This is a genomic window from Flavobacterium sp. ALD4, from assembly GCF_002836475.1.
In the GTDB taxonomy this organism is placed as follows: Bacteria; Bacteroidota; Bacteroidia; order Flavobacteriales; family Flavobacteriaceae; genus Flavobacterium.
This window is the reverse complement of sequence record NZ_PJBJ01000029.1, coordinates 107,536-121,612: the sequence shown is the minus strand read 5'-3', so window position 1 is coordinate 121,612 and position 14,077 is coordinate 107,536. Positions and strand designations below refer to the sequence as shown.

General features: G+C 36.2%; 14 protein-coding genes. 4 read left to right on the top strand and 10 right to left on the bottom strand.

Annotated elements, in window-relative coordinates; translation table 11 throughout:
• Positions 1–278 precede the first annotated feature (278 nt).
• Positions 279–773: an RNA polymerase sigma factor gene (locus tag CXF59_RS08240; protein WP_101137342.1), complete on the top strand. Its 495-nt coding sequence runs from the start codon at positions 279–281 to the stop codon at positions 771–773.
• A 5-nt stretch (positions 774–778) separates the two neighbouring features.
• On the top strand, positions 779–1,411 hold the full coding sequence (locus CXF59_RS08235; protein WP_101137341.1) for a hypothetical protein: 633 nt from the start codon (positions 779–781) through the stop codon (positions 1,409–1,411).
• Between the two features lie 92 nt (positions 1,412–1,503).
• Here the strand turns inward: CXF59_RS08235 and CXF59_RS08230 are convergent, their stop codons facing one another.
• Complete coding sequence (locus tag CXF59_RS08230) at positions 1,504–2,313, bottom strand: 1-acyl-sn-glycerol-3-phosphate acyltransferase (protein WP_101137340.1); 810 nt, start codon at positions 2,311–2,313, stop codon at positions 1,504–1,506.
• A gap of 131 nt (positions 2,314–2,444) precedes the next feature.
• Positions 2,445–3,095 carry a CoA pyrophosphatase gene (locus CXF59_RS08225; RefSeq protein WP_101137339.1) on the bottom strand — a complete coding sequence of 217 codons (651 nt, stop codon included), beginning with the start codon at positions 3,093–3,095 and terminating at the stop codon, positions 2,445–2,447.
• Between the two features lie 84 nt (positions 3,096–3,179).
• Here CXF59_RS08225 and CXF59_RS08220 point away from each other — a divergent pair, with 84 nt between their 5' ends.
• Entirely contained in the window at positions 3,180–3,614 is a 435-nt protein-coding gene (locus tag CXF59_RS08220) for a DUF4268 domain-containing protein (protein WP_101137428.1), read from the top strand.
• A gap of 280 nt (positions 3,615–3,894) precedes the next feature.
• Here CXF59_RS08220 and CXF59_RS08215 read toward each other — a convergent pair whose 3' ends face one another.
• From CXF59_RS08215 to CXF59_RS08185, 8 genes are all read right to left on the bottom strand, one after another.
• Positions 3,895–5,436, bottom strand: coding sequence for an acyl-CoA carboxylase subunit beta (locus tag CXF59_RS08215; RefSeq protein WP_101137338.1), 1,542 nt, complete (start codon positions 5,434–5,436; stop codon positions 3,895–3,897).
• Positions 5,437–5,534: 98 nt separating this feature from the next.
• Positions 5,535–6,974 carry an acetyl/propionyl/methylcrotonyl-CoA carboxylase subunit alpha gene (locus CXF59_RS08210; RefSeq protein ID WP_101137337.1) on the bottom strand — a complete coding sequence of 480 codons (1,440 nt, stop codon included), beginning with the start codon at positions 6,972–6,974 and terminating at the stop codon, positions 5,535–5,537.
• A gap of 86 nt (positions 6,975–7,060) precedes the next feature.
• Complete coding sequence (locus CXF59_RS08205) at positions 7,061–7,546, bottom strand: acetyl-CoA carboxylase biotin carboxyl carrier protein subunit (RefSeq protein ID WP_101137336.1); 486 nt, start codon at positions 7,544–7,546, stop codon at positions 7,061–7,063.
• A gap of 190 nt (positions 7,547–7,736) precedes the next feature.
• The gene (locus tag CXF59_RS08200) at positions 7,737–9,941 is read right to left on the bottom strand and encodes a radical SAM protein (RefSeq protein ID WP_101137335.1); all 2,205 of its coding nucleotides are present in this window, start codon (positions 9,939–9,941) and stop codon (positions 7,737–7,739) included.
• Positions 9,942–10,047: 106 nt separating this feature from the next.
• Positions 10,048–11,331 carry an MFS transporter gene (locus tag CXF59_RS08195; protein ID WP_101137334.1) on the bottom strand — a complete coding sequence of 428 codons (1,284 nt, stop codon included), beginning with the start codon at positions 11,329–11,331 and terminating at the stop codon, positions 10,048–10,050.
• Positions 11,332–11,474: 143 nt separating this feature from the next.
• Positions 11,475–11,840 (bottom strand): SdpI family protein, encoded by a 366-nt coding sequence (locus CXF59_RS15740; RefSeq protein WP_369828548.1) that lies wholly within the window; start codon positions 11,838–11,840, stop codon positions 11,475–11,477.
• Positions 11,841–11,855: 15 nt separating this feature from the next.
• Positions 11,856–12,128: a DUF1648 domain-containing protein gene (locus CXF59_RS15735; protein WP_369828547.1), complete on the bottom strand. Its 273-nt coding sequence runs from the start codon at positions 12,126–12,128 to the stop codon at positions 11,856–11,858.
• Between the two features lie 4 nt (positions 12,129–12,132).
• Complete coding sequence (locus tag CXF59_RS08185; RefSeq protein ID WP_101137333.1) at positions 12,133–12,387, bottom strand: autorepressor SdpR family transcription factor; 255 nt, start codon at positions 12,385–12,387, stop codon at positions 12,133–12,135.
• A gap of 97 nt (positions 12,388–12,484) precedes the next feature.
• Between CXF59_RS08185 and bshC the strand changes: the two genes are divergently transcribed.
• Complete coding sequence (bshC, locus tag CXF59_RS08180; protein ID WP_101137332.1) at positions 12,485–14,077, top strand: bacillithiol biosynthesis cysteine-adding enzyme BshC; 1,593 nt, start codon at positions 12,485–12,487, stop codon at positions 14,075–14,077.

Below are 14,077 nucleotides of genomic sequence, written 5' to 3'. Positions count from 1 at the left end.
TTTTATAGCTACAACCATACCCCTATTTCCCTACTTATAAGGACACACTTATAGTAAGTTTTTATTTTGCTATGCTACTCCATTGAAGCATTTGAAAAAAATGTCTTTATAAAAAATAAAAGCGCTGAAATAGCCCCGGTGGAAATAACATCGTCCGATTTTTTTTCGGGAGATTGTAATGTACATCGGGACGAGGCGTAAGTATTAAACTAACACTTTATGCTCCTAAAAAATGTATTACTTTGTAACAAATTTGACTTGAAGTACACTAATGAATTATGAGTGAAAATCTAGAACATTCTTTTGTCACGCAATTAAAGGAAAATCAGAATATAATCCACAAAATTTGTCGGTTATATACTAATTGCGAAGATTCACATAAAGACTTGTTTCAAGAGGTCACCATCCAGTTATGGAAGGCGTTTCCTAAATTTAGAGGAGATAGCAAATTTTCGACTTGGGCCTATCGTGTAGCACTGAATACGGCAATCACTTTATACCGGAAAAATAAACGCTCCATTGCTACCGTTGAATATGAAGGCCGACAGCACTTTATTAAAGACATCGATTATAATTATGAAGAGGAAGAGCAAATTAAGCTTATGTATACTGCCGTTTATCAATTAAACGACATTGAAAAAGCATTGGTTTTTATGTATCTTGAGGATAAGGATTACCGCGAGATAGCAGAGACGTTAGGGATTAGCGAAGTGAATGCCAGGGTGAAAATGAATAGAATAAAAGGGAAACTAAAAAAAATATTAAATCCTTAAGGAATATGAAAGAGCTGGATTTATTAAAAAAAGACTGGCAAAAGAACAAAGATTCTTTTGAGCAAGTATCGGAAATAGAAATTTACAAGATGATTCATAAAAAATCATCATCCATTGTGAAGTGGATTTTAATTATCAGTATTTTGGAGGTTTTGTTATGGACCTCTTTAAGCTTAATTTTTAATGCAGATGATTACCTTGAAAAAATAAACAGTGATGGAATCGTTTCCTATTTAAAGATATTTAACTACTTAAGTTATGGAGTCGTAGTGATTTTTATTTATTTATTTTATAAAAACTACCTCCAAATTTCAACAATAGCCTCTACAAAACAACTGATGAAAGATATTTTAAAAACCCGAAAAACGGTGCAATACTATGTGTGGTACAATCTGGCAGTGATTGGTCTTCTTCTAATTAGTGGATTTGTAATTGCTTTATTTTACAATCCCGAAACAGTTGTTTTAAGAGAAAAAATAGAAAGTGACCCAAAAATAATGGCAGTTACAGCTGGAATATTAACATTAATAACCATAGCGCTATTTGGACTGTTCTGGTTGTTTTACAGACTGATATATGGTATTTTACTGCGAAGGTTAAACGCTAACTATAAAGAACTGAAGAAAATAGACTTGTAGTAATGGTATTTATTTTTTTCAAATAGAAAACCCAGCAATTTTTAGTAATTACTGGGTTTGTATTTTTATAAAAAATGGTGTTTCGTACCGCATTAATATTCCCATTTACGGAATTTATTTAATTTTTCCTCTTCTTCGATTTCTTCGACTGGGATTACTTTTAGAAAAGAACAGTGTTGCTCGATTGCGTATTCTACTTTCTCTACGATTTCGTCAATAGAGTCATTGTCATAATCAATTTCAAGAGGCTCTTTGATTATAAACGATTGCAGGATTCCTTTCTTTTTCATGCGCAACCCTTTTTTGTCAAAGGAACGACGGAAACCGTCGATAACGATAGGAACCACTATAGGGCGGTGCTCTTTGATTATATGCGCTGTTCCCTTACGAACAGGCTTGAAAGATTTAGTCGTTCCTTGGGGGAAAGTAATCACCCAACCATCTTTAAGTGCTATCTTAATATTCTCCGTATCATTAGGGTTTACATCTTTTTTATCTACAACATCCTTGCCTTTTGCTCGCCATGTACGTTCCACCGTAATTGCACCCGCATAGGCCATTATCCTTGGTAACAAACCTGCCTGCATCGTTTCTTTGGCAGCCACATAATATATATTCAACTTTGGGTACCATAAATATAATACATTTTTTATATTGTCCTCTCTCCCCTTCAAACTGGCGTTAAATACATGAAACATCGCCACAACGTCAGCAAAGTAAGTCTGATGATTCGATATGAACAGCACATTGGTGTGTGGTAAATTTCTAATGATTTCTGAGCCTTCAATATTTAATTCATTGAAACCCCTATACCTTCTATGGGTAACTGCTCCGAAAATTCGGATTAACCATCTCTTTATAAAAAGGATGTGACCAAAAGGATTTCGCTTCAATAAACCCATAAAATTGTGTATTTACTTTCTAAATTTGTAATACAAACTTACAACATTTATTTTTGTACTATATTGTTATTGCTATCGTAAGACTGAAATAATAAACTCAAGTACAGTTGTGTCGATCACCGCTTATCCAATCATTTTTCTAACTCCAACACTGATTTTAAAACATCTTTTAACTCACTAAGCATCATCGCCGTTGCACCCCAAACAACATGACCTTCAATTTCAAAGGCAGGTACATTGATGTTTTTAGCATAAGAAGTAGACAGTGTTGCATCAATTATTATTTTGTCGCTCAGGAAAACTGATAATGGTAATTCAATTATGCTAGAAACTTCCGTTGGATCAGGTACGAAACAAACCTCATCTTTACAGATTCCAAAAAAAGGATGAACCATGAAGTTGCTCGGAGGAATATAGGTAGGCGTAAAAAATTTAATAATTTCCATCTGATCAGGGTGTATCCCTACCTCTTCGTGTGTTTCGCGCAAAGCTGTCACAGAAAAATTTTCATCTTCTGTTTCCCATTTTCCTCCCGGGAATGCTATTTGTCCGGAATGAACTCCTTCATACGAATTCCTAACAATTAAGACCAAATGCGTCATTCCGTTCTTTGGGTAAAACAACATCATAACAGCCGCCATCCTTGGAGTTTTATTTTCATCGAATGTGTTTTTCAAACTTTCAGTTCTTTCAAACGGTACCATTTTTATATGAGCCGCCATCGCTGGAAGTTTTGCTTCCGCCAAATAAGGAACATATTCTAAAAAATGTTGAAAATCCATAATCAAAGTCTATTTTTGCATATTAAAGTAAATATACTCTAGAAAATAATAGTGCGCAAATTTTCTAATAATCAAACAATCAAAATGTATAGCAAAGAAGAAACTCAAAAATTAAAAAGAGAGTTCTGGGTCACTTTCGCAGAAAAATTCCCCCGAAAATGGTTGTTATATGACACAAAAATCAAAGACTTCTCTTTTAAATTTTATGTGGATAATAAGAAAGCCCAAGTTTTAATTGATATTGAGCCCCGAAACAATGATACGCGAAATGCTTATTTTGATAAACTGGAAGCTTTAAAAAATATATTGGAAGAAGAATTCGTTGCGGATTTAGTATTTGAACGAGACTACGTTCTTGAAAACGGGAAAACAATTAGTCGTATTTGGGTTGAAAAACTGGGTGTGAGTGTCAGTAACCGACAATACTGGGACGAAATCTTTACTTTTTACAACGAAAAAATGAATGCTTTAGAGCTTTTCTATTCAGAATACGATGAGTTCCTAAAAGACATAGCTTAGTCACGGTATCCCACCCTTTAGAGCCTCTTGCAAAACTAACTGCACTATTTAAAGGAAATCCTTATCCTTTCGTCTTGGAATCGTTTGTTTTCGTACCCTATTATATCAAGGAAGCTCCTATTGGCAAAAAAAGCGATTGGGAATAGATTACCTCTATTCAACAATCGCTTATATTTTAATTCTTAAAAACAGAACACCTGTAATTATTCACAAGTGTATTACAACTGTTCGTATCCACATAGCTGGCAGTCTAGCCCGTTTTTATTACTTATATTAAAAACTACAACGGAATATTCCCGTGTTTTCTATTGGGAGTAACACTTACCTTATTTTCAAGCATACTATAGGCTTTAATCAATTTTCTGCGGGTGTCTTGCGGCAAGATCACCTCATCTACAAAACCTCTTTGAGCTGCAGTGTAAGGATTGGCAAACAACTTTGCATACTCTGCTTCTTTTTCTAAAAGTTTAGCTGCGGGATCTTCCGCTTTATTAATTTCGTTTTTAAAGATAATTTCCGAAGCCCCTTTGGCTCCCATCACCGCAATTTCGGCAGTTGGCCATGCATAATTCATGTCGGCACCAATGTGTTTCGAGTTCATCACGTCATAAGCACCACCATAAGCTTTACGTGTGATAACGGTAACTCTAGGTACGGTAGCTTCGCTTAACGCATACAGCAGTTTAGCACCGTGTACGATAATCCCTTGCCACTCTTGATCTGTTCCAGGTAAGAAACCCGGTACATCTACCAAGACCAACAAAGGGATGTTGAAACAATCACAAAAACGGGTAAATCGTGCCGCTTTTTTCGAGCTATTTACATCCAAAACTCCAGCTAGGTACAAAGGCTGATTTGCCACAATACCGATGCTTCTTCCGCCTAATCTGGCAAAGCCCACAATAATATTTTCGGCATAATTTTTATGTACTTCAAAAAAGGAATCCTCATCTATAATACCGGCAATAACACCATGCATGTCATACGGCTTGTTCGGGTTATCAGGAATAATAGTTGCGAGTTGTTCGCGTACCTCATCGTTTAGTTCATAAGGCAACTTTGCGGTCGTCTCTTTATTACTTTGCGGTAAATAACTCAATAATTTTTTTAAATCTTCCAGACATTCCACATCATTTGCAGAAGTACAATGTGCCACACCACTCTTAGTGGAATGTGTGCTTGCGCCTCCCAGTTCCTCTGATGTTACGGTTTCATTAGTAACCGTTTTTACTACACTAGGTCCAGTTACAAACATATAACTGGTATCTTCCACCATCATGGTAAAGTCAGTCATGGCAGGAGAATATACCGCTCCACCAGCGCAGGGGCCCATAATAGCAGATATTTGCGGAATCACTCCACTTGCCTGTACGTTTCTATAAAAAATATCGGCATAACCACCCAAAGAGCGCACCCCTTCTTGAATACGAGCGCCACCTGAATCGTTCAGTCCGATCATGGGTGCTCCCATTTTGACTGCCATATCCATCACTTTACAGATTTTTTCGGCATGTGTTTCAGACAGAGCCCCACCAAAAACGGTAAAATCCTGAGCAAAAACATAGACTAATCTTCCGTTAATAGTTCCGTAGCCAGTAATAACACCATCACCGTAATACAATTCTTTTTCCATTCCGAAATCTGTGGTACGGTGCGTTACCAATATACCTATTTCTTCAAAAGAACCTTCATCCATCAAATAGTCAACTCGCTCTCTGGCGGTTAATTTCTTCTTTTGGTGTTGCTTTGCAATTCTATTTTTACCTCCACCCAAATGGGCTTGAGCAATTTTATCGTTTAATTCTTCTATTTTGTCTTTCATACTACACTTTTTAAACCGCTACTATTTTTATTTTCTTTAAAACCATTCAGAAAAAGTAATCCTTACTATTCCCACTCTCCATGGTTAAAACAACTGTTTTAATTGGGTAATCGTACTATTTTTTGATCTTCAAAATATTGTTTCAAAGCGATCATAGCGGCAATTTCGCCTTCTTGCGCCAATTGGTTTTTCAATAGGTCAGCACTGTAGTATTTTTTCACGAAATGTGTGTCAAAATTCCCAGAGCGAAAAGCTTCATGCTCAAATACAAATTTACCGAAAGGCAAAGTAGTTTCCACACCTTTGACTAGGTAACCATCAATTGCCTTAAGCATAATCTGGATGGCCTCTTCTCTGGTCTCGCCATACGTTATCAACTTGGCAAGCATCGGGTCATAATAGATTGGAATATCCATCCCTTGCTCAAAACCGTTATCGACACGAATTCCATCGCCAACAGGCAATTGATACACATCCAAATATCCTACGCTTGGCAAAAATTCGTTCATGGAATCTTCGGCATACACACGCAATTCCAACGCATGTCCTTTTATTTTCAAATCTTGCTGTTTCATTCCTAAAGCTTCTCCCCTAGCTACCTTGATTTGCAATTCTACCAAATCCAGTCCGGTAATCCATTCCGTCACAGGATGCTCCACCTGCAAACGGGTATTCATTTCGAGAAAAAAGAAATTATTTTTTTCGTCCAATAAAAACTCAACTGTTCCTGCTCCAAGATAATCACAAGACTTGGCGACCAATACGGCGGCCTCCCCCATTTTTTTACGTAATTCCGGTGTTAAAACTGAGGAAGGAGCTTCCTCTATTACTTTTTGATGGCGACGTTGTATGCTGCATTCTCTTTCGAATAAGTACAAGATATTTCCATGACTGTCGGCCATGATTTGAATTTCTATATGACGAGGTGATCCCACATATTTCTCAATAAAAACAGCACCATCACCAAAAGCATTTATTGCTTCACTGATTGCTCTTTTCATTTGGGATTCAAACTCTTCTTCATTCTCGACAACGCGCATCCCTTTTCCACCACCACCGGCAGAAGCTTTAATTAAAATAGGAAAGCCTATTTCTCGAGCAACTCCTTTTGCTTTTTCAATATCGGTGATAGCCTCGTCTAAACCAGGAACCATTGGAATATTATAAGCCTTAACTGCTTCTTTAGCAGCCAACTTACTCCCCATTATGTGTATGGCTTTTGACTTAGGCCCAATAAAAATGATATTATTTTGTTCTGCTTTCTCTGCAAAATCAGCGTTTTCACTCAAAAACCCATACCCTGGGTGAATAGCATCCACGCCCAAGGATTTGGCCACTTCAATAATTTTATCGCCTAACAAATAAGACTGGTTTGAAGGTGATTCGCCTATCCAAACCGCTTCATCTGCAAATTTGACATGTGGGGCGTTTCTATCAACTGTTGAGTAAACAGCCACTGTTTTAATACCCATTTTCTGGGCGGTCTTCATTACTCTAATGGCAATTTCTCCCCTATTGGCAACTAATATTTTTTTCATTATTTTCGTAGATAAAATTGCATATTGATAGAAAGTCTTTTCTCTATATTCTTAGTTCTTTATTCTATTTCTTTTCTCTTACTTTCTTATTCAAACTCAATTAAAAGCTGTCCTTTGTCCACAGCATCTCCTAGCAGTACCGAAATCGATTTGATAATTCCGTCACGTGGAGAAAGAAAACTGTTTTCCATTTTCATAGCTTCCAAAATCAACAGGCTATCGTTTTCTTTTACTGTTTGTCCCACTATCACACTAATTTCCAAAATCAATCCCGGCATAGGTGCTTTGATAGCATTGATTTGTTTAGTCAACCCTACCTCAAATCCCAATTCATGGATAAGTTGGTCTAAATCATTGGAAATAGCAACAGTATAACTGTTATTATTCACTTTGACAGTGTATGTTTTATGATTGAAATCAGCCGAGAGAATCTCCGCTTTGTACGGTTTGTTTTCGTGTAATATATGGAATGTATTAGTATCCATATTTACAGCGTCGAGCCGTGAAACTTGTTCCTTATCAAAATCAAATTGAAAAGAATCATTTACTTTTACTTTATAACTATCACTCATTAAATGGAATTTTTATAGTCGTAAAAATAAGTAAAAGAAAACGTTTTCGTAAGATAAAAAGATAGTTTTATGCTACAAAGATATAGTTGTACCTCGGACACAGCGATATCGAAAAGTATAAATTTGATTCATTCCTTTAAAATTTCGAATTATATCACCACCGCTTTTATATAAGAAGTTAGCATAGTCGTTAAAGAACTAACAACCCAAATTCCCTTAAAGTATTAATTGGTTTTGAGTGCCAAAACAATTCAAAGTCTTCCAAATTACTCTCGAAATCCGACTTAATTTCCTGAAACGTAAAAATCTTAGTGCTGGCGACTGCTATTTTATCAAGTATTGCCACCACCCATTCTCCTTCTTGTTTGTTTGTTTGAATGGTAAAACTATCTTTTTTATCGTGGAAAGTCAAGCTCACCATATCCCAGGAGTTTCCTTTCTTAGATTTTGTAAAATAGTCCACCGATGGCTTTCCGCCTAACCAAACAATTTTAGCCGCCGGTTTTATATTGAAATCATCCGCCACTTCCAAGGCGTTAAAGATATATTCTCTAGAAATTTTAGTCTTCGGAATCTTAAATTCAAACCAGTCTTGCAATTCATAGTCGAAACAGATTCCGTGCATGAAATTAAATAAAGATTTCTTGAGGCCAAAACTAAACTTCTCATGGTCGATTCCTGTCGAATCAATATAGTTAATATCGTTGTTTGCAAAAGTTCCAATGATTTCAGTTTCTTTGACAACACCAAATTTCTCTGGGTGCATTCCTACTGGACTGTGCGCTGTCATAGCAAATTGATGCCAAAATCCCGACTGCAATACTCCTGCTTCAAATAATTGACGCACCATTTCCAGACTGTCCACTGTTTCTTGAACCGTTTGTGTTGGATAGCCGTACATTAAATAAGAATGCACCATAATCCCTGCTTCGGTAAAATTGCGGGTCACTTTGGCTACTTGCTCCACCGTTACTCCCTTGTCTATCAATTTCAACAAACGATCTGAGGCTACTTCGAGACCACCGGAAACAGCAATACAGCCGGAAGCCTTTAATAATAAGCATAGATCTCTAGAGAAACTTTTTTCGAACCGAATATTAGTCCACCACGTTACTGATAATTTTCTTCTCAGTATTTCGAGTGCCAACGCTCGCATCAATGCCGGAGGTGCCGCTTCATCGACATAATGAAACCCATTTTCACCCGTTTGCTCCATCATTTGCTCCATGCGATCACAAAGCAAACTGGCTGCAACCGGTTCATAAATTTTGATGTAATCCAATGATATATCACAAAAGGTGCATTTCCCCCAATAGCACCCGTGAGCCATCGTGAGTTTGTTCCAGCGACCATCACTCCACATACGGTGCATCGGATTCACGATTTCGATAACCGAAATGTATTTGTCCAAAAGCAAATCAGAATAATCGGGTGTTCCAAGTTGCGATTGCTTGTAATCCTGTTTTACCGAATTATTCTTGTACACCACTTTACCATCTTCCAGCAGAAAGGTGCGTTTATAGGAATTGTAATTTGCGTTTTCGATATTGGCAATCAATTCCTCTAAAGGAACTTCACCATCATCCAAAGTGATAAAATCAAAAAACTCAAAAACTCGGGCATCCGAAAGCGAACGTAGTTCCGTATTGGGGAAACCACCTCCCGCTGCAATTTTAATTTCAGGATGGTACTCTTTTATCCATTGGGCCGAACGAAAAGCACTATATAAATTTCCCGGAAAGGGAATCGAAATCAGAAATACTGTAGGCTGAATGGTTTCTATTCGTTCTTTTAGAATCGAAAGAAGAGCATCATCAATATAAGTTGGCTCTTGCTGCAAAGCCTCGTACAGTTCGTCGAAAGAATTGGCCGATCTACCCAAACGTTCCGCATAACGGCTAAAACCAAAGTTGTAATCCACGCATTCCACAATAAAATCAGAGATATCTTCGAGGTACAAAGTAGCTAAATGCTTTCCCTTGTCCTGCGTTCCCATAGTCCCAAAAGCCCAATCCAATTCTTCCAGCTGCGCAAAACGCGAAGCCTCAGGCAAATAACCCTCCTGACAAATTTGCAAAGCCAAGGTTGGGTTTTTCCCCTGTAGAAAACGGATTACCGCATCAATCGTTTTGATATATTCCTCTTGTAAAGCATAAATTCGTTTCGAATTATCTGAAATCGTATTTTTTGAATCTTGAAACTTTAAACCTGAAACTTTAAACAAATTTAAAAGCCCTTCTTTCGAAAATAATTTCAAAATCACTTCAATCCCCAAATCCGCCTGGACGGAATCAATTCCTTTGGTATTCAGAAAACCCTTTATGTAAGCGGTTGCCGGATAAGGTGTATTCAGTTGCGTAAAAGGAGGCGTGATGAGGAATAATTTGGTTTTCAAAAGAAATAAGTTTTGTGCAAAAATAAGGGTTATTTTCACAAATTCCTTTAAAACATCAACTAGAAGTCATAATCCAATTTAGAAATTATTTTTTATTATAAAAAAACTAAAACTTATGTTCCTTTTTACTAATTACCAACAACGAAAACAAAGAGATACAAGCTGCGAAAGTCAAATAAAAGCCTACATAAGTCAAACTATAATGTGTTGCCAACCAAATCGCAATCATAGGTGCAAATGCGGCTCCGATAATTCCTGCCATGTTAAATGCTAACGAAGTCCCTGAATAACGAACATTAGTAGGAAACAATTCAGATAAAAAAGTACCTAATGGCCCATAAGTAAAACCCATTAAAGTCATTCCCACACATAAAAATAGAGTTACTAGAATGGTACTCCCTGAATTCATGAAAAATGAAAATGCAAAACCAAAAATAGCTATAGCAATTGTAGCATAAATAAGTATTTGTCTACGCCCAATACGATCAGCAATTAAAGCTGAAACTGGAATGAAAAACGCAAAAAACAACACCGAAAACAACTGCATTAACAAAAAATCTCTTTTGGAATAACCCAAATCTGATGTTGCCCAGCTCAATGTAAAAACCGTCATTAGATAAAAAACTAAGAAAGTTGTAATGGCAGCAAATGTTCCAAAAATCAACTGGTTTTTATAAAATTTTAGTAAAGTAAAAAACGGAATTTTCACTTCTTCCTGTTCTTTTTTGGAATTTTCAAAAGCGGGAGTTTCAGTAATTTTTAATCGGATATAGAAACCTACCACTACTAATAACGAACTTGCTATAAATGGAATTCTCCATCCATAATCAAGAAAATCTTGGGAACTCATCGTATCTGTTAAAATCAAGAAAGTTCCACCAGAAAGCAACAAACCTATTGGTGCACCTAATTGCGGAAACATTCCGTACCATGCCCGTTTATTTGGAGGAGCATTCTCGATAGCTAACAACACGGCTCCACCCCATTCACCGCCTAAACCAACACCTTGACCAAAGCGACATAGCATTAATAATAAAGGAGCAGCGATTCCGATGCTCGCATAAGTAGGTAAAAAACCAATAGAAACTGTTGAAATACCCATGGTCAACAAAGCGATTACCAACGTAGTTTTACGCCCTAACTTATCACCATAATGGCCAAATACTGCTGAGCCCAAAGGTCGCGACAGAAAGGCAATCGAAAAAGTAGCTAAGGAGAGTAAAACCGAATTGGTACTGTCTGCTGAAGGAAAAAACAATTGAGGAAATACCAACACTGCCGCATTAGCATAAATATAGAAATCAAAAAACTCAATCGTTGTACCAATTAAACTACCAAAAAGAACATGTTTTAATGAATTTTCTTTTTTCGGATTTGAACTCTCTTTCATAGGGAAGGTAAAATATTTCTGTAAAATTGATACAATTTCCCGGAACTAACAAATGTATTTAGTTCCAGTAATTTTTACTATTATTAGATCAAGTAAATTCTCTTCTATCCAATAACTGTATCAGTAATCAAACTTGTTTTAAATCATACCTGTACCTTTAATTCTTTAAATTTAATATAAGAATAGATTACCGGTACAAGTGTAATTATGGCAAGGGTACCTATAAAAATATAAATAAAAACACTTTTATCTATAGTCAAACTTCCCAATACAATTAACAGCCCGCCAATAATCCAGAGTTTCCCAGCCAGTATATGGGTTAATTTCCAAACTTCTTTATTCTCCATAGTCCAAGGTGTTTTGATTCCAATAAAATAATTAGGTTGGATTACTTTGAAATAATTTCCCAGTGCTATCAATAAGACACCAACTGCAATAAAAATCAAATTTGGACTTGATGTGGATTGATTTACCGATATATACAAAATAATAAAAGCCAATGTCGACATGAACAAAACCAATATCTATTTCAATTGATAATACTTCCCTCCCATCTGTTCGATTTTCTTTTTCGGATCAATTTTAGGAATCACTAGCATTAATACATAAGTCAAAACAGGCAATAAAAACAATAGGGCTATCAAGGAGTATTTATCTCCCCATTGATCAACTTCTCCCTTGTAATTCCAATGTGTCGGCACTTTCTCCGGTAACGTATTCCAAATAATCGCCAAATAGACGAAAGGAGCCAATAGAACTCCAATTAAAGGCAGTTCTTTTTTCAAAGTTAATTTCATGATTTTATTTTTTAAAAGTTAATATCCATTGCAATACATCCTCCATTACCGTCGCGTTAAGGGAATAAATGATGAATTGCCCGTTTTTTTCGAAAATGATTAAATCCGCACGTTTCAAAATATCTAAATGATGTGAAATACTCGGTTTTGAAATATTGAAATGGTCTGCAATTTCACCTGCCGATAAATCTTTAACTTTTAAAAGCTCCAGTATCTCCCTCCGTGTCACATCATTTAATGCCTTAAAAATAGCATTCATTTTTTCTTGTATTTATATATTTAGACAAATGTCTAAATATTATTTCAAATGACAAAATTAAATTTGAATTTAGTACATTTACACAAATTAGTAAACTATGCCTACCGACTGTATCAGCTATCAAAATTCAGGGTATTTCTCCTTGTTGATGAATGATTATTTAGACCAAAAAAACGATTTACAATCTTTATACAACCGCTTCCCCACAATTGAAAATTTTGAAGGACAAGTCCTTGAAAAACAAGCCAATTATGATGATTCTAACAGAATCGCTTTAGTTTCTGTATTGCAAAAACAATATGCTGCTATTGAAACGTCTCACTTGACGCAACAAAATATTGAAGCGTTAAAAGTGACCAATACATTTACCGTGACTACGGGACATCAATTAAATTTATTTACGGGTCCTTTATATTTCTTATATAAAATCATCTCCACTATTAATCTTACTAAGGAGTTAAAAGCAAAATACCCTGCCTACAACTTTGTCCCTATTTATTGGATGGCGACGGAAGACCATGATTTTGAAGAAATCAATTATTTCAATTTCAAGGGAAAAAAATTCAGATGGAACAAAGAAAGCACCGGACCTGTCGGGAGATTGTCTACCGAAGGATTGTCCGATGTTTTTGAATTGTATGCTCAAGAACTGGGTTCAAGCACAAATGCCGAAACCTTGAAAGATTTATTTGAGGACGCCTATCTCAAGCACGACAATCTAGCGGACGCCACACGCCATTTAGCAAATTCGCTTTTTGGAACATACGGTCTGGTAATTCTTGATGCTGATGATGCCGATCTGAAACGCGCTTTTATTCCTTTTGCAAAAGAAGAACTACTACACCAAACTTCCCATAAAGCAGTCCTTGAAACAACCGAAAAGTTTAAAAAGTACAACGTACAGGTAAACCCTCGCGAAATCAATTTGTTTTATATCGAAGATAAAATACGGGAACGCATCATTCTGGAAGAGGGGAAGTACAAAATAAACAATACTAAAATTGAATTTTCCGAGGAGGAAATCTTAGTATTATTGGAGAGTAATCCCGAAATGTTTAGCCCTAACGTGATCATGCGTCCTTTATATCAGGAAGTAATTTTACCTAATCTATCTTACATCGGTGGAGGCGGGGAAATCGCCTATTGGTTGGAATTAAAATCTTTTTTTGATGCAGTAAATATTACTTTTCCAATACTTTTAGTTCGGAACTCCGTGCTATTGGCTACTGAAAAGCAGGGTAAAAAAGCAGACAAGTTAGAGTTAAACTGGAATGATTTGTTTTCAAAACAAGCTGATTTAGTGAATACTAAAACAACTCAATTATCGGAATTTCCAATCGATATGTCCACTTTAAAAAATAAGTTGCAGGAACAATTCAAAGCATTATACGAGATTACGGAGCTAACTGACAAGTCATTCGTTGGAGCGGTAAAAGCGCAGGAAGCTAAACAAACGAAAGGATTAGACAATCTCGAAAAACGTTTATTAAAAGCACAGAAAAGAAAGTTGAGTGATATCTTGGAACGCATCACCGATTTACAAAACGAATTATTTCCTAACAAAAGTCTGCAGGAACGTCAAGCTAACTTTTCAGAATTTTATTTAGAAAATGGAAGCAATTTGATTCCGACAATAATGAATACTTTGAAACCTTTAGCACAGAATTTCAACATACTTACACTTTCATAA